Raw genomic sequence first — 16573 nt, 5'->3', positions numbered from 1 at the left:
TGGAACTTTTCTTAGCCGAAAGGATAGGACGGATTAAAAAATCCCCTTACTGCAGCCCATAATAGACGGCCAGAAAGGGGTGAACGGCGAGGGTCTTAGGAATTCAGATTTTATGCTTTAGAGCCAGCGAGACGGCCTCAGTGCGGGTAGTGACTCCCAGTTTGGAAAGAATGCTGCTGACGTGCGATTTGGCGGTGGAAAGGCTGACAACCAGCCGCTCGGCAATTTGCTGATTGTTCAAACCCTCCACCATCAGCGCCAGCACTTCTCTTTCGCGTTCGGTCAAATCATCCCCCAATTTACGTTGATGAGGTCGAGATGCCTCAATCAGTACTTCAGCGGCTTCCGGCGCAAGGGTGGGCTTGCCTTCAAACGCCAGCCGGATGGCACGTGCCAGTTCATCGGCGGACAGGTCTTTGAGCAGATAGCCGATTGCGCCTGCTTCCAGCGCGCCTTTGACCAGTTCTTCATCCTTGAAACTGGTCAAGGCAATGACTTGAGTCTTTGGGAACTTCTCTTTGATACGGCGGGTGGCAGCTGCGCCATCCAGTACCGGCATCATCAAATCCATCAGCACCACATCCGGTCGGTGCTGGTTGACCAGTGCAATGGCCTGTTCACCGTTGCGGGCCTCTCCAACCAGCTCGAAATCTTCGTAAATGCTCAAAAAGGATTTCAAACCGTTGCGGACAACACTGTGATCATCGCAGAGCAGTATGCGGATTTTTTTATCAGCGGTCATCGGGTTTCCTCCCTAATTGGTTTGAATATCAGTAGACTGCCAGTAGAGGGTGATGGTTGTCCCATTTCCCGGTTGGCTCTCCACAGAAAATTGAGCGCCTGCCTGTAAGGCCCTCTCACGCATGATACCCAACCCAAAATGATCGGGTTTGAGTTTTTGAAGGTCAAAACCGATGCCATCATCCCGGACAGTTAATTGCAGCCCATCTTCAGTGTAGATCAGGCTCAGCCATGCCTGAGTGGCTTCGGCATGCTTGGCAATGTTGTGCAGGGCTTCCTGAGCCACACGGTAAAAGGCAACTTTGACATCCAGCGGCAGAGGGCGGTTGCCTTCAATGGTCAAAGAGAGGGGAATGCGCGCGCGTGCAATGAAGGCGTTACCCAAATGGCGAATCAGATCGTTTAATTCGGCTTCCTGCATGGCAGTTGGCCGCAACTCCACCAGCAGCGTGCGCATCTCCGCCAGAGCGCCGCGGGTTAATTCGCGTAGCTCTTCCAGTTTTTTCTGACCTTCCTGCGGATTTTTCTCCCAAATGCGGGGCAGCACTTCGGCAGTCAGGGTGGTGGAGAACAGGGTTTGGGTGACGGCATCATGCAGGTCTCGTGCCAGCCGGCTGCGTTCTTCCAGAACGGCGGTTTCTTTAACTTGTTGGATAAGACGGGCATTTTCAATTGCCAGCGAAGCCTGGTCGGCATAGGTAACGGCCAGCTCTATCTCTTCCGGTGAAAAGTTGCGTGGTTTGGCATAATACAGGGCAAGCCCGCCGTAAATTTGGGATTTGATCACCATCGGTACCGCCAGAACAGCACCATAACGATCCGGAAACTGTTGTAATTTGGAAACCAGCCGGGAATCCAGTTGAATGGTTTCGCCCTCTGAGGAATGTACCGTGTTTCCGGAAAACACTGCCGTCGTGTCGTTGACCTGAACCGGAGTACGGGTCAGAACTGCTTTACCTAAGGCGCCCTGTCCGAGAGGTAAATGTATGGAGGCAATGTATTCCGGAGAAAGCCCAACTGAAGCCTCAGGAATAAGCAACTTCTTGTCCGCATCGAGACGGTGAACGGCTACAGCCTTTGCCTCTAACAGTTGCTGAGCCTGAGTGACGATGACATTCAGGACTTCATCGAGGGGGCGTTCGGTATTCAGGATTGAAAGAATTTCGCGCAGGCTTTCTGCTACCCGGCGACGGCGTTCCGCAACCTGAAAGAGACGGGCATTTTCGATTGCCAGCGCAGTTTGATCGGAAAGTATGCGCGCCAGCTGGATGTCTTCTTCACTGAATTTACGCGGCTGGGCAAAATGGAAGGTGATTGCGCCAAAAATCTGCCCACGGATGAAAAGCGGTGTTTTCAACAGGCTATGATAATGCCTGGCGGTTGCTGCAAGACCGGCAGCCAGTAACGGGTCTTGGGCTGAATCCTCCCGTGCCAGCCGGGGTGTGTACACAGCTGGAATGTCCTCAATGATCACCACATCGCCGTCCATGAGGGCCTGATCCGTCAACCCCTGATAGAAAGGGGTTTCCGAAATGATGTCAAAGTCGGCAGGCAGGTCACACTGGGCAACCGTGCGCACGCGGTTTTCTTCCACAAAGGTTTGCCGAATCATGGTCGAATCAGCCTGCAGCCATTCTTTTGCCTGACGGGCAATGACTTGCAGGATTTCGCTCAGCGGCTGATTAGAATTGATCAGGCGCAGAATTTCGCGCAAGCCTTCGGCAACCGCCTGACGACGTACCGACTCCTGCAGGGTGACCTGATCGGTCAGGTCAATGATCATGCCGTCGAAATGGGTAACGCGGCCGCTTGCATCGCGCTGCGGATTGGAAATGGTTTGAATCCATACCCAATCTTTTTTCTGCCGGTGAAAGACGCGGGTGATCTGGTTGTAGGGTTCACCGAATTGAGTCGAGCGGCGGTTGGCCTCGCGCACACGAGGCAAATCCTCCGGATGAATATTCTCGAACCAATTCTCAAAACGGGTTGGATCAACAATCCCGACAATTTCCTTAAGCGATGGGCTGACAAATACCACTTTACCGCCGAATGGTTTACGCGGGTCGAGTTCAATACGGTAAAGGGCAAAACGGCGGGCATTTTGCACCAGCGACTTCAACGCCTTCTGCGTTTCCCGTTCAGTTTCCTGGGTCAGTCTCTGCTCAGTGGCCTCACTGAGGATACTTACAATGCCAATTACCTGTTCGTCTTGAAAAATGGGAGCAATCACAGCATCCCAGTAAGAAAGCATTCCGCCGTTTTCAACGGGGAAGGCATTCACCTGCAGGGTCTTGCCTCTGAAGACCTCATCAAGTGAAAGATCGAAGAAGCCGCGCTGCCCGGGTCTAAAATCCGGCAGGCACACACCGGGTTTTAACTCGTCCGGGGTAAGGGAGGTATAACGTTCAGCCATCAGAGCAAAAGTGGGGTTACAGCGCACCAGCCGAAAGCGGGCATCGAAGATGGCAACACCGATGGGGATTTGGGAAAAAACCAGCTCCAGCAGAGTTGGGGAAAGCGATTCCAAAGGATTGGGGCCGGTAGAAGGACGGGTTTTCATTTCAGGTTGAAAATAAAGGACAATCCAGTCAACTTAATCATAACATTGCTTGAATTATTTTCGCCCAAAATCTGCTGGTATTTGTCCCCAGTTCTCGGTATCCCATTTCAGGAGAGGATTTTCAAAAGAATTTTCGTTCAACCACATTTCGGCGCGGTCAATTAAATCAAATAAAGGTGCGTTTCGGTCGTCTTTCTTAAGTTTGGTTTTGCATTTCTTGTCTTTTATCCATTGGAGCGCGATTTCAGAGTCGGTGTAGATTGGACTGGTGATGCCCTTTTTCTTAAGGAGCGCCAGCGCGTGGACAATTGCCAGAAATTCACCGATGTTGTTGGTGCCGTTTTCGAATGGACCTTGATAGAACAGTTCTTTGCCGCTGGTGGTGTGCACACAGCGGTATTCCAAAAGACCAGGATTACCACTGCAGGCGGCATCCACACAATAACTATCTGCAATTGGCGGGGGGACTACCAGAGCGGACTGCGTGAAACGGCTGGCTTGAAAACTTTTCCGCGAAGGAAACCTCAAAGCAGCCTGCGCTGCTTTGAGGTTTCCAAAAGAGAGAAATTCCGCATTCGGAAAGCCAATGACGGCGGCCTCGCAATCTTGCCAGCTGTCAAAGATACCGGTCTTGCGTCCTTTCCAGACGACGTAAAAGGTTTTTTTCGACATTTCTTAGGATTATACTGGAAATGTCTCAGATGATTTGTTGCCTGCAAATTTTTCTCATCTGCTGGTTTTCCCGGTTCAGCAAGAAGGCTCATTCTGCGCCGGTGATATGACTTCTCCCTGAAATCCGTTGAATAAAGTGTGACTTGAAGCACATTACAGGTCGTTTAAGAATGGATATACTGCGATGGAGGATTAATTTTTTCAGAGGACTTAATAATGAATGCTTTACTCGTTTATCCGCAATTTCCCGATACGTTTTGGTCTTTCAGACATGCTTTAAAGTTCATTCGAAAAAAAGCATCCTCGCCGCCGCTGGGATTGGTCACCATTGCGGCGCTTCTTCCGCCAGCCTGGGAGAAACGCATTATTGACCTCAACACCAACCACCTTGATGATGAGGATATTGCCTGGGCGGACATGGTGTTCGTTTCAGCGATGGTGGTGCAAAGAGATTCTGCCTATGACGTGATTCACCGCTGTAAACTGGCCGGAAAAACGGTTGTGGCGGGTGGGCCGCTCTTTTTGGGTGAATGGGACAAGTTTGGCGAAGTGGATCATTTTGTGCTTAACGAAGGTGAGCTGACCTTACCGCTCTTTTTGCAGGATTTAGAGAAGGGTTCTCTTCAACGCGTCTATGCCAGTGAGGAATTTGCGGATATGACCCAATCGCCTGTCCCGTTATGGGAGCTGGTGGATACCCGCTATTATGATTCGCTCAGTATTCAGTATTCGCGCGGCTGCCCGTTCAACTGTGATTTTTGTAATGTAACGGCAATGCTGGGACACCGTCCGCGAACCAAAACGGCTGCTCAAATCATTGCCGAGCTGGATAAGATGTACGCGCTGGGTTGGCGCAGAAATATCTTTTTTGTGGATGACAATTTCATCGGTAACCGTAAGGATCTCAAAGAAGAAATTCTACCGGCGCTCATTCGCTGGCGAAAGGGAAAGAAAGGCTGTTACTTCATTACCGAGGCTTCCATCAATCTGGCAGATGACCCGGAATTGATGAAGATGATGGTTGATGCCGGTTTTACCTCGGTTTTTGTGGGTATTGAAACGCCGGCGGAAGAAAGTCTGGCGGAATGCCATAAAGGACAGAACTTGCGCCGCAATCTGGTGGAAAGTGTACAGCGCCTGCAGCGGTTTGGCTTACAGGTCATGGGAGGCTTTATTGTCGGTTTTGACAGTGACCGTCCCACTATCTTTCAACAGCAGCTGGAATTTATCCAGAAAAGCGGGATTATTACGGCTATGGTGGGAATGCTGCAGGCACCTTATGGCACTCGGCTTTATGAGCGCATGGAAAGAGAAGGCCGCTTGTTGCAGGATATGACCGGTAACAACACGGACGGTTCGACCAATATTCTTCCGAAAATGGGATTTGAAACCTTACGGAAGGGATATCAGCAGTTGATGGATGAATTATACAGCCCGCATAACTTTTACCAGCGCGTGCGGACTTTTCTTGAAATGTACAATCCCCCGCGCCTGAATGTTGCGATTCATTTTGAGGAAATTTATGCCTTCTTCTCCTCGATATGGCGTTTGGGGATTACCGGGAAGGAAAGAAGGGAATACTGGCGGTTGTTTTTCTGGACGCTGTTCAGGTATCCGCGAAAATTTGCGCTGGCAATTACCTTTGCCATCTACGGTTACCACTTTCGACAGGTCAATGGCAGCAGTTAAGCATCCGGTATAGCCCGGTAACCCAGCCGCTGTATTTCGTTCAGAATGTGATCTTCGGTGATTTGATCGTCAAAAAATTCAATTATTAAGGTTGCCCGATGATAACTGGCTTCGGCTTTGATTACTCCTGCCAGGCGGTCTTCGATGCTCTCCAATTTCATTGCACAATTGGGACATTGCATGTCGGTTATTTTGAGGGAAAGTTTCTTTTTCATGGGACTATACATCCTCAAATATGATCACGCCGCCGTACATCCCCATTGAGCAGGTATAAACCAGCCGCGTTCCGCTTTTTTGCGGGGGAATTTCAATTTCCATCCTCCCGGTGGGTTTCAATAATTCCTGAATTCCCAAAGAAGGCACCGTAAAGGCTAACGAACAGGAATAAACATCCTTGGAGATTAACCGCAAGCGGGTGGGCACATCCGCTCGGGCATGAATGAGTGCGGGTTCATAACCTTCATTACGTACCCGGATGGTAATCAGCTGGGTGTCGGAGTTCTCGCTGGAAAGATCGCTTTCAAATTGGACTAACGAGGGAGTCGGGTTGGTGTTGATGGTTTGGTTAAACCAACGGGTGATTGAGATGGGCGAGCCTGCCAGAGCGATTCCACTGTCAATGGTAACAATTGCCAGTATCAAAACGATGACAGCAACGAAGCGAAGGAAGTACTTTTCCAAACGAGCACCAATTTGAGTGGTAAAGTAAGCCACAGCAAAGAAGAGCGGTGAAGTACCCAAAGTAAAGGCAAACATCAGTGCCGCACTTTCTATGGGATTAGCAGTAGCCAGGGCGGCAGCCATCATAACCTGAGTGACTCCACAGGGGATCAAGATGGTGAAGGCTCCAAGAAAGGCAGGGGTTAACCAGGAGGATTCGGAAGTCTGATTGGCTTTTCTGCGCAGCCAGCGGCGGAGAAATGCGGGCGGTTCAATGACAAAAAAACGAAAAATGGGGTGAACATTCAACATGCGTAAGGCAGAGCCGAGCATGAAAATGCCAATTCCGATCAACAGAACGGCGCGGCTGATTGGGGAAAGCTGGAATAATTGCCCTGCCAGACCGAGCAAAAAACCCAGGCCGGTATAGGCAATCAACTTCGCAAGTAAAAAAATCAGAATCGGACGCGCCAGTTGAGGGTGTGCCTGCCGGTTTGGATGCTTTTTGGGCTGTTTTTGAGGCGTCTGTTGAATGTTTTTTTCTATCTGGTTCGCAAGCGAGCTGGCTAACAAACCGCCCTGCACAGCCAGACAACTTAATCCGCCGGTGGTCAAACCTGTGATAAAGGCAAGCAGAATGTTGGTCATTAAATCTACCTGAAATTCGATTTGATGAAGAATGTGGAAACAATATACCACAAATAAGGAATTTTTTGTCCGATTTTTAGTTTTAAGAATATCACCCCCTGATGGGGGCGGGCGGTCGAAGATTATGCTGGCGGGGAGGGCGGGATTCGAATATCACCCCCTGATGGGGGCGGGCGGGCGAAGATTATGCTGGCGGGGAGGGCGGGATTCGAATATCACCCCCTCATGGGGGCGGGCGGGCGAAGATTATGCTGGCGGGGAGGGCGGGATTCGAACCCGCGGTCGAGGTTTATAGCCCCGACAATCGCTTAGCAGGCGGCCCCATTCGACCACTCTGGCACCTCCCCAATTTGTTAACGCGAGATAGAAATCTCTGGCGGAGGGAGAGGGATTCGAACCCACGGTGAGTTGCCCCACACCTGTTTTCAAGACAGGCGCCTTAAACCACTCGGCCATCCCTCCGAAATTGGAGGTTGTCCCTCCAGCAGGCTTCATTTTATCATATTAAATCTGCCCTATACAAGAAATTGCGCCGACCTGTTGCTTGCGAAAATCATCCCGGCGAATATCGAAAAAAACCTGTCCAGCGGGTTGGCAGGATTATTGGGATTGGGGTGGAGCGGGTGGAAGACGGCCGGCACGGGTATTTTCCTCAATGGCCAGCAGCACATAGATTAATTCACCAAAACCGTAGAAAAACAAACCGCCAATCAAGCCACCGATCAGAAAATTGATCCCGGAAAACAAACCCAAACGTACCAGACCCATCCCGCGGTGACTCATTGCAAATGACACCACCCCGACCACAGCCGCGATGATGGCAGCGATCACAATCACAACTGCCAGGATCTTGAACAGGGTGGCAATGACTCGCAGCGACTGAAACCTTTTTTCCATGTCAACCTCCCGGGTAAAGACTTGTCCTTAATATACCCCAAAATCAAAGCGGATTGGAAACTGGGTGGATTGAATAATCCAGTGCGTTGACCTTGCAAAACAGAAAACTACACCGGAAAGCGTAACTATTGGGGTACGATTGGGTTTGAATCAGTGCACTCCCAAACTCATTGAAACAGAGTCCGCGGGTCACATCCCATGCTTTGGCTGAAAGGGTTATGTGTGACCTGATCTGTGACCCTGATCTACCCTGAGGGGGATGTGACAATTGAATGAGAGAAGTACAATTCCAACATCTTGATCGAATACTTCGTTTTTCCCCAACCGCAATCATTAACTGAGGTTTTTCCATGCTTTCGGACCAATTGATGTACTGGGCCTCCCGCCCGGTGGTGCGTACTTATACGGGCACCATGTTAAAAATGGATGTTTTCAAACATCATCCTTTGCCAGCAGGACCGAAAATTATTGCTGCCAATCACCCGGCAACCACCGATCCATTTTATGTGGCTGCAATGGTCGGGCAGCAGTCGTTTATTTTGATTAATGAATTGCTGTTTCAGGTACCCATTTTGGGAGAGTACTTACGCCGTTCGGGTCACATTCCCGTGGCAGCCGGACAGGGACAGCAAGCCATTGATACCGCTTTGGAGCGGCTGGCGGATGGCAAGACGGTGATCATCTTCCCCGAAGGAGCGCTCAGCCCAGAGGGGGGCGGCTTTGAAAAGCCGCGCACCGGAGTTGCCCGCCTGGCGCTGGCGAGCGGCGCACCCGTCATCCCGGTGGGAGTTCATTTGCAGTGGGAACGTGTTCATACCATCCGTTCGACCGTACGCGGAAGGGTTGAATACGGGCGTTGGTACATTCGCGGGCCGTACAACCTGACGGTTGGCAGACCGCTTTACTTTCGGGGTGATGTTGAAAACCGTCCGCTGGTACGCTCAGCGGCTGAGACGGTCATGCATCACATCATTGAACTGGCCCACGAAAGCGAGATTCGCATGAATCAGCGCTTTAATCCGCTCACCCCGCTCACCGAATCGTTCTAAACGGAAGTCGGGAATTAGCGCGAGATCATCGGCAAGTAGATAGACCACTGCCGGCTGTTGAGATTTAGCCCAATTATCAGCGGGTCATGATCCGAGGAGCGGAAGGGGTCAGGATCATAGAGGATGTCCTGTTGCCCGGCAGATTTATATTCCAGATTGTAATCCAGTACAACAGGCTCATCGGCGTTGATGTGCCATTCAGCGGCAGCGCTGATCTGGCTGACCAGGGTTGCCGAAGCCAGAGCGTGATCGAGAGCGCCGGCCTGTCCCTCAAATACATACGAGTAACTTTGCAAGCCGTTAAAATACGGGATTAAATTCGTATAGCCGGATTGCTCCAACCAGGCCAGCGCATCTTCGCGTGCATAAGCATTCAAATCTCCGAGGATGAGAATATCGGGATCGCTGATGCCGGTTGGCGCAGTTTTGAGCCAGTTCACCAGCTCGCGGACGGCGTTGAGCCTGACCACACTGCAGTTTCCCTGCCCATCCCCGGCATCCGGAGTATCACAGGGACTGCCTTTGCTCTTGAGGTGGTTGACGTTGACCAAAAACTGCTCGCCGGTCGAGTTTTCGGCAAAGGCTTGAAGCAAGGAGACCCGGTTGCGCGGGCTGGAGTCGCCCCCATATACAAAAGCACGGCTGTCCAACACGGCGGTTGCCAGAGGTGTAACCACTGCGCGGCGGTAGAGCAGGGCAACCCTGACGGCATCGGTACCGAGGGCGTTGATTTTACCGCTGGCGGAGTCAACATCAACAATGGCATATTGCTTTTCAGGCGGCATCGTATCGTTCAGGCGCATGGTCAAGTTGGCCAGCGCGCTTTCGGCGGCGTAACCGTCGTTTTCAACTTCCATCAAGGCAATTACATCGGCATCCAGCGCGCGCAGTGCGCTAACGAGTTTGGTGGCCTGCCGTTCAAATTCTACTGGCGAATTTGCGCCGCGGCAGGCAACCGCTGCGCCATTTAACCCGGCACGGCAATTGGTGAAGGTGTTGAAGTAATTGTAGGTGTTCATGCTGGCAATTCGCAGGCGGCTTTCCATCACAGGCGGTTCAGTGGGGCGCGGATTGGCGGGTTGAAAGTTGGGCAGGTCAGATGCCATGGCGCCAATCGGGCGAATGCGCCACGCGTTTGGGCTGGCTGAATGGCCGCCCCAGGTATAAGTCATCACCCCGCTTAAACTGCTAATCGTATCACCGCTGCGCAGGGTGTTTTCTGCCGTGAGGGGCTGCCCGCCGCGCCCAAACGGAATCGGGTCGGGATTTTGGACTTGTGACGCGTCATCGAGGAGGATGCGGTTCAGGTCGTTGGCTTGTTGAAGGAATATGGCGCTTTCGCCGGGCAGGGTGAGCTGGGTGGGCTGGTACAGACGCCCCCCGCTGGAAAGCGTTACCTGACCGAAACGCCCCAGGAAATAGGTGTCGGTCACGGTCAGTGTCTGGTCAAAGCGCACCAGCATGCCTTCGTAGCGCTCGGGTTCGGCTGAACTGCTGAAAGGCAGGCTGACGCTGATCGGTTGAATGCTGGTAAACTCGCTGTCCAGAATGATCATTTCGCTCAGGTCGAGTTGAGTTTGACCGAATGCCTCACGAACGGTTCCGCTGACCCGAACCGTTTGCCCGATTTGAACCGAATCGGCCGAATCACCGCGATAGACGAAAATCCCGTGCGAGGTAAGCGGGTTATTGTCCCCGATGGGGTCTTGTAAATAAAACCCACGCAGGCTGTCGCTGCCTTCAAAGTCGCCAATGACCACCCCGCTTGTGGTAACGATATCCCCTTCCAGCGGACTGCTTTCTGTTTCTCCCTGAATGGTGTAAATGGGGATAATTTGAGGAACAATCGAGCAGTCCGCAGCGGTAAATGTGCTGTTTCGCGGAGAAGGGGCGGCAATGGAAAAATCCACCAGGTTGTCATCACTGTCCTGACAGCCGTTCTGTGCTCGTCTGGCGGCGGACGTGTTGCTCATACTTGAGGCCGGTCTGCCTTCATAGCAATTTGCCGGGCCATAACCGACCAGATCTATGATTGAAACGCTGGCCGGGCATGCGCCGCTGAGCGCAGTCTGGCTGTTGACCAGAGCGACCTTACCACTGGTGGCGCTCATGGCTATCGAACCGATTGCGTCGGGCGCGGGTAAGTCCAGTATTCCCCCGCTACCGCTGGCCTGTTGAATGAGATAATATTGCCCGGGTTGAAGAACGCCGCTGAGTGGTGTAACCTGCCACGTGTTTCCGGAGGCGCTGGCGTACTGCACGCTCCATCCAATCAGGCTGACCGCCGTTGTGCCGCGGTTGAATAATTCGATGTAATCATTTTTGTATTGTGCTCCGCTGTTGCCACCGCCACCGTAAATTTGACTGATGATGATGGCCTCGGAAGCGGCATTAACGACTGCGGGGCGGATGCAGACCATGCCTGAAATCAAAGAAATGATGAGGAGAATAGACTCAGCCTTGCGCAAAAGGGATAAGTCCACAGGAAAAAAATGATTTGTTTTGATTATAGAGGATGTTTGCGGGAGCGGATTACAGAAGATGGATAAAATCTTGAATCAAGAATGCTTGACGGGGTGAGATATTTGGATACAATATAAACAGTAAGTGGGGCGGTGGCGGAACAGGCAGACGCAGCGGACTTAAAATCCGCCGGTGGTGACACCTTGTGGGTTCAAGTCCCACCCGCCCTACACATAATTCTGGATGACCTGCGCAAAAGATGTGCGCGGGTTTTTTGATTTTGCCAGCATCCGGCGAGTCCCTCATTCTGCAAGCGGTAGTTGTTCTTGTTTGTTCAATTCTTCCAGCAGGCGGGCAATGATTTCTTTTCGTTTACGCAGCATCATTTTGTACATCATATTATCCGCCGCAATCAGTTGTGTACGGACATCGTCTAAACTTGACTCAAGTACCTGAATGAGCAAATCGCGTTCTTCGCGGGTCAGTTCAAGGCAGAACATGGTAACCTCCTTCGATAAAAACAGAGCCGTTCGGGTTTGCGAACGGCTCTGTCAAGTGACGACAGGGCGTGGAGCCTCTGGAATGTGCAGTTTAATGTTTTTCTTCTGTATTTCTATTGTACCCTGTCCGGTTTAACATTTCAAGCTTTCGATTGGATATTGAATGGGTGTAACCGCTGCATTCGTTGAGATGCCGGCTTTCACTTGCAGACAGCATTGTCAATTTTCCACTCGCCGCTGATTACTTTCAAGGTTAACTCAATGGTGTTACCAAAACTCGACTTAACGGTCACTCTGGCCGTATCGCCGTCCACTTGTGAAGACTGGATTTCCATTTTCTCGGGATAATCCTGAGCGCAAATGAATGGAACGATAAACATTCCCTCCTGTTGTTTTTTGTCCAGACTCTTAGAAAATTCAGGACTGAGTTGGGAAATTTCGTTGAAGGGTGTGGGCGGCCAGGCCTGCAGGTACGAGGTATAAAACCCATCCACGACCTTTTCAGGAGGGACGGCAGGTTGGCCGGTGCTGCTGGAATTGTTGCTTTTAGCACATGCGCTCATCAGCAGCGTGAGAATTATTGCTCCTGCTACAAGAAATGGTTTGATTTTCATGAATTTGCTCCTTTTTCTGATTTGACCTTCGAAATGTCCATTTCTCTTATAATGATGTTCCTCCAAGATGGCATCCACCGCTTAGCGGATTTTGGTTGCCTGTTAGATTAGTGAAAAACTGCACCAAAAGATCGGGCTGGATTAATGCAGATGACCAGGGGGAATACCGTCCTGAAAAAGGATGTTTTTTGTTTGTTATTTGGTACGCTCACAGGTGGAGAGTGCTGTGCAGCCAAATGGTAAAAAGGTGGCCGTATGGCGGATCAAATCGAACCACTTATCTGCATATATGACCTGCACCGTCATTACCGGATGGGTAATGAGGTGGTGAGGGCTTTAAACGGGGTGAATTTAAAAATTTTCCCGGGAGAGTTTTTTGGAATATGCGGAACTTCAGGTTCTGGTAAATCCACATTGTTGTATTTGATTGGGGGAATGGACCGCCCCAGCCGGGGGGAGGTGGTTGTGGCGGGCAAAAACCTAACCCGGCAGGATGAAAATCAGCTGGCAGAATTTCGCTGCCGAAAAATCGGATTTATTTACCAGAACTTTCATCTTATCCCCTCTCTGACTGCCTGGCAAAATGTGGAGATTCCGATGATTTTTAACCGGGTAGCCCGCTCCGTCCGCCGGGAAGTTGCCTTGAGATTACTGGCAAAAGTAGGTTTGGCCGAGCGTACCAACCACAGGCCTGCTCAATTATCGGGTGGACAGCAGCAACGCGTGGCCATTGCCAGAGCCCTGGTGAACCAGCCCATTTTATTGCTGGCGGATGAGCCGACCGGTAATCTCGACAGTCGCACCGGCCAGGAAGTGGTGGCCCTCTTGAAAGAGCTTACCGACACTCAAAAAGTGACTGTGCTGATGGTCACGCATGATATGAATTTGATTCAACAAACTGACCGTTATGTTTGCTTGCAGGATGGTCGAATCGTCGAAAGCGGGTGAGCCGTTTTTTTTTGAAAAAGGTGGTCAACAATGACTTTCTTTGATTTGATCTATCTGGTTCACGGTAATCTTTGGCGCAGGAAGACCCGGGTGCTGATGACGATTGGCGGTGTGCTGATCGGCAGTATGGCGATCATTTTGTTAATTGCCCTGGGACTGGGCATGCAGAAAAATCTGATGGAGAGTATCGGTAATCTTGGAGATTTGACGACCCTGACTGTGCGTGTGCCAGCTGCCTGCACCTTGCCGCTCAGAGAAAGGCCGCAAAGTTGTCAGAATGTTTTGCTTAATCCTGAACTGGTTGAAAAAATTCGTGCGTCATCTACAGTGGTGGAAGCGTCGCCACAGGTTTTTCTCAAAAGTTCGCCAGCCTACTTACGTTACAAGAACATGGAATCAAATGTGGTGGTAGTGGGAGTTGAACCATCGCGGTTGGCCTCACTGGGGTACCCCCTCGCGCGCGGCGAAATGGTTATTACGGCTGGTCAAGTTGTGATTGGCCCAAAGGTGTGCGAATATATGTTTGACTTGCGCAAGCGCCAGCCGGTACAACCTCAATTGGATTTGTTGGGGGAATGGGTGGACTTAACCATTCAACGCACGATTCAAACGAACGATGAAGTTGAAGCCGCCGAAGCCGGCGTGCGCCATTTGCGGGTTCAGGTGAGGGGGGTGCTGGCAGAAACGGGGGGAGCCAGCGATTATATGATCTATTATCCTTTGAGTGAGGTGGAACGTTGGACCCGCTGGCTGACCGGGAAGAACATCCGCCGCGAAGTGGAAGGATATGACCAAATCGTTATCAAAATGGCGGATGCTGCCAGCGCTGCTGAACTGGATCAGGCGCTGACCTCAGCCGGCTATGAGGTGGATGCGCCTCGCAAGGTGATTGAGCAATTCAACCGCTTCTTTGTTTCTCTACAGTGGATGCTGGGGGGTATCGGAGCAGTTGCCCTATTGATTTCCGCTTTCGGTATCAGCAATACCATGCTGATGGCAATTTACGAGCGGACGCGGGAAATCGGCTTGCTCAAATCACTGGGGGCAAAGAATTCCGACATCCTGGCTCTATTCCTTGCTGAAGCAGGCGCGTTGGGGCTGATGGGCGGCATATTGGGGGCACTTTTGGCGGTGACCCTCTGTGCAGTAGTTACCCAAGGCGGCGCCGGGGTATTGAGCCAGATTGATGGATTCGTCTCCATGCCGGGCATCGGCATTCCGGGTTTGAACGGCGGTACAACTTTGCTCATCCCGCCTTGGCTGGTTGTTTTTGCAATAGTATTTACCGCCCTGACGGGGGTTCTTTCGGGTATATATCCTGCCATTCGGGCCGCTTCTATGCAGCCGCTGGATGCCTTGCGGCACGAATGACTTTCTTACAGGTTGTAGCGGTAAAGATTGGTGTGGCGCAGTTCGAAACCTACCCGTTGATAGAGACGGTTTGCAGCTTCGCGGCTGGGTCGGCTGGTCAGGTCCACCGTTTTTGCACCCAACTGACGGGCACGCTCCAAAGCAGCGCGGGTGAGTGCCTCGCCAATTCCTTTGCCGCGCGCACTTTCATCCACAACCACATCTTCAATCCAGGCGCGAACACCGGTGGGGATGCGAAAGGTAACCAGCGTGAGTGTGCCGACAATTTTGCCTCCCTGCTCCGGGTCGCGGGCAATGAACAAGGATTCGTTTTCCGCAATTTCTTGAATTTGCTGAAGGGTGGGAATCTCTGCCGAACTACTTAACTGGGGAACCAACTGCTTGAATGCTTCCTCAATTTCCTCTGATACCTGAGAAACAAGAGAAATTTCCATCGTTTATCCTCATCCAAATTTCGGGTTTTGGTATGATTGCCTGCCAATTTTAACCGATTTTTGGTGAATGGTTTTCTTCGCGGCCATGTTGGGGTATAAATGGGGAATTGAGACTACGGAGCGGAGGGAAGAAAGGAATGCAAAGCCTGCTCTCATCCATTTATCAGGCAATTCTGGAAGGCGACCAGCTGGCAGCTCGCGAGGCGGTTCAGCGCGCGCTGGAACAGGATGTAGAAGCCGAGATTATTCTTAAGCAAGCGATGATGCCGGCGATGGAACAGGTGGGGTTTTTGTTTGAAGAAGGGGAATACTTTGTGCCGGAAATGCTGGTGGCAGCGCGCGCCATGCAGACCGGCCTGAGCCTGCTGAAACCCAAACTGGTGCAGGCAGATGTTACACCGACGGGTAAGGTGGTGGCTGGCACAGTAAAGGGGGATTTGCACGATATCGGCAAGAATCTGGTGTGCATGATGCTGGAGGGGGCAGCCTTTGAAATTATTGATTTGGGTACGGATGTTCCACCAGAGCGTTTTGTTGAGGCAGTTCAATCCAGCGGCGCTCAGCTGGTGGCGCTTTCGGCTTTGTTGACTACAACCATGCCGAACATGAAAAATACGATAGAGGCATTGCAGCAAGCCGGGTTGAGAGGACAGGTCAAAGTCATGGTTGGCGGGGCGCCGGTTACCGAAACATTTGCCCGTCAGATTGGAGCAGATGGCTACGCCCCAGATGCCAGTCGTGCGGTAATGCTGGCAAAATCGCTGATGGGAATTTCCTAAAGGTTAAATGAAACAAGAGATAAACCGTAAAGGGGTATTTTCAAGGTGTTGAAATCCAAAAAAGGGGAAACACCATGATTGCGGGATGGAAAAGCGGTAGATTGAAGGTCCCTAAAAACGTCTAACATGGAAAAGCCGGAGCATCCCAAATGCCCGATATGTATAATATAGCCCATTTCCAGGACAAACCAGCCAAGATCAGAGACCCAAGAACTGCTGGACTTTGCGGGGACGCCCGAACCTGACAAAAACACCCCCGTTATGGGGTGCTGTCAGGTGGGTGCGGAGGGGCTCGAATAACATCCTCCCATGGGGACGCCCGAGCCTGAAAAAAACACCCCCCGTTATGGGGTGCTGTCAGGTGGATGCGGAGGGGCTCGAATAACATCCCCCCATGGGGATGCCCGAGCCTGAAAAAAACACCCCCGTTATGGGGTGCTGTCAGGTGGGCGCGGAGGGGCTCGAATAACATCCCCCCATGGGGACGCCCGAGCCTAAAAAAAACACCCCCGTTATGGGGTGCTGTCAGGTGGGCGCGGAGGGGCTCG

General features: G+C 51.6%; 15 protein-coding genes and 3 tRNA genes. 6 read left to right on the top strand and 12 right to left on the bottom strand.

The features are described 5' to 3' along the window. Nucleotides 1-103 precede the first annotated feature (103 nt). From VAE48_RS04765 to VAE48_RS04755, 3 genes are read right to left on the bottom strand one after another with little or no spacing between them, the layout of a single operon-like run. Nucleotides 104-742: a response regulator transcription factor gene (locus VAE48_RS04765; RefSeq protein ID WP_322792176.1), complete on the bottom strand. Its 639-nt coding sequence runs from the start codon at nucleotides 740-742 to the stop codon at nucleotides 104-106. Nucleotides 743-754: 12 nt separating this feature from the next. Then, nucleotides 755-3301 (bottom strand): GAF domain-containing protein, encoded by a 2547-nt coding sequence (locus VAE48_RS04760; protein WP_322792175.1) that lies wholly within the window; start codon nucleotides 3299-3301, stop codon nucleotides 755-757. A 54-nt stretch (nucleotides 3302-3355) separates the two neighbouring features. Beyond that, nucleotides 3356-3973 (bottom strand): ribonuclease H family protein, encoded by a 618-nt coding sequence (locus VAE48_RS04755; RefSeq protein WP_322792174.1) that lies wholly within the window; start codon nucleotides 3971-3973, stop codon nucleotides 3356-3358. Between the two features lie 216 nt (nucleotides 3974-4189). On the opposite strand from VAE48_RS04755, the gene VAE48_RS04750 reads away from it, so the two are divergent. Further along, on the top strand, nucleotides 4190-5662 hold the full coding sequence (locus tag VAE48_RS04750) for a B12-binding domain-containing radical SAM protein (protein ID WP_322792173.1): 1473 nt from the start codon (nucleotides 4190-4192) through the stop codon (nucleotides 5660-5662). On the opposite strand, the gene VAE48_RS04745 is transcribed toward VAE48_RS04750, so the two are convergent. From VAE48_RS04745 to VAE48_RS04725, 5 genes are all read right to left on the bottom strand, one after another. After that, the gene (locus VAE48_RS04745) at nucleotides 5659-5877 is read right to left on the bottom strand and encodes a heavy-metal-associated domain-containing protein (RefSeq protein WP_322792172.1); all 219 of its coding nucleotides are present in this window, start codon (nucleotides 5875-5877) and stop codon (nucleotides 5659-5661) included. The two genes, VAE48_RS04750 and VAE48_RS04745, sit on opposite strands and share 4 nt — an antisense overlap. A 4-nt stretch (nucleotides 5878-5881) precedes the next feature. Further along, the gene (locus VAE48_RS04740; protein ID WP_322792171.1) at nucleotides 5882-6970 is read right to left on the bottom strand and encodes a sulfite exporter TauE/SafE family protein; all 1089 of its coding nucleotides are present in this window, start codon (nucleotides 6968-6970) and stop codon (nucleotides 5882-5884) included. Between the two features lie 252 nt (nucleotides 6971-7222). Further along, nucleotides 7223-7317 (bottom strand) — tRNA-Ser (locus tag VAE48_RS04735). 27 nt (nucleotides 7318-7344) lie between these two features. Further along, a tRNA-Ser gene (locus VAE48_RS04730) sits at nucleotides 7345-7432 on the bottom strand. Nucleotides 7433-7570: 138 nt separating this feature from the next. Further along, nucleotides 7571-7867, bottom strand: a complete 297-nt coding sequence (locus VAE48_RS04725) for a hypothetical protein (RefSeq protein WP_322792170.1) — start codon at nucleotides 7865-7867, stop codon at nucleotides 7571-7573. A 350-nt stretch (nucleotides 7868-8217) separates the two neighbouring features. Here VAE48_RS04725 and VAE48_RS04720 point away from each other — a divergent pair, with 350 nt between their 5' ends. Then, entirely contained in the window at nucleotides 8218-8916 is a 699-nt protein-coding gene (locus VAE48_RS04720) for a lysophospholipid acyltransferase family protein (RefSeq protein WP_322792169.1), read from the top strand. Between the two features lie 14 nt (nucleotides 8917-8930). Here VAE48_RS04720 and VAE48_RS04715 read toward each other — a convergent pair whose 3' ends face one another. Beyond that, entirely contained in the window at nucleotides 8931-11336 is a 2406-nt protein-coding gene (locus VAE48_RS04715; RefSeq protein WP_322792168.1) for an ExeM/NucH family extracellular endonuclease, read from the bottom strand. A 189-nt stretch (nucleotides 11337-11525) separates the two neighbouring features. Here VAE48_RS04715 and VAE48_RS04710 point away from each other — a divergent pair. Beyond that, nucleotides 11526-11609, top strand: a tRNA-Leu gene (locus tag VAE48_RS04710). A 72-nt stretch (nucleotides 11610-11681) separates the two neighbouring features. Here VAE48_RS04710 and VAE48_RS04705 read toward each other — a convergent pair. Beyond that, nucleotides 11682-11879, bottom strand: a complete 198-nt coding sequence (locus tag VAE48_RS04705; RefSeq protein WP_322792167.1) for a hypothetical protein — start codon at nucleotides 11877-11879, stop codon at nucleotides 11682-11684. A 200-nt stretch (nucleotides 11880-12079) separates the two neighbouring features. Continuing rightward, nucleotides 12080-12493, bottom strand: coding sequence for a DUF3828 domain-containing protein (locus tag VAE48_RS04700; protein ID WP_322792166.1), 414 nt, complete (start codon nucleotides 12491-12493; stop codon nucleotides 12080-12082). A 255-nt stretch (nucleotides 12494-12748) separates the two neighbouring features. On the opposite strand from VAE48_RS04700, the gene VAE48_RS04695 reads away from it, so the two are divergent. Then, nucleotides 12749-13441 carry an ABC transporter ATP-binding protein gene (locus VAE48_RS04695; RefSeq protein ID WP_322792165.1) on the top strand — a complete coding sequence of 231 codons (693 nt, stop codon included), beginning with the start codon at nucleotides 12749-12751 and terminating at the stop codon, nucleotides 13439-13441. A gap of 30 nt (nucleotides 13442-13471) precedes the next feature. After that, nucleotides 13472-14812 carry an ABC transporter permease gene (locus tag VAE48_RS04690; RefSeq protein ID WP_322792164.1) on the top strand — a complete coding sequence of 447 codons (1341 nt, stop codon included), beginning with the start codon at nucleotides 13472-13474 and terminating at the stop codon, nucleotides 14810-14812. Nucleotides 14813-14817: 5 nt separating this feature from the next. Here VAE48_RS04690 and VAE48_RS04685 read toward each other — a convergent pair whose 3' ends face one another. Beyond that, the gene (locus tag VAE48_RS04685; protein WP_322792163.1) at nucleotides 14818-15246 is read right to left on the bottom strand and encodes a GNAT family N-acetyltransferase; all 429 of its coding nucleotides are present in this window, start codon (nucleotides 15244-15246) and stop codon (nucleotides 14818-14820) included. 137 nt (nucleotides 15247-15383) lie between these two features. Here VAE48_RS04685 and VAE48_RS04680 point away from each other — a divergent pair, with 137 nt between their 5' ends. Beyond that, the gene (locus VAE48_RS04680) at nucleotides 15384-16025 is read left to right on the top strand and encodes a corrinoid protein (RefSeq protein WP_322792162.1); all 642 of its coding nucleotides are present in this window, start codon (nucleotides 15384-15386) and stop codon (nucleotides 16023-16025) included. The last annotated feature ends 548 nt before the right edge of the window (nucleotides 16026-16573 follow it).

The sequence above is a fragment of the Bellilinea sp. genome, from assembly GCF_034432615.1.
Lineage (GTDB): Bacteria > Chloroflexota > Anaerolineae > Anaerolineales > Anaerolineaceae > Bellilinea.
Note: the sequence above shows the minus strand (reverse complement) of the source record. Positions and strands in the feature narration are given on the sequence as shown.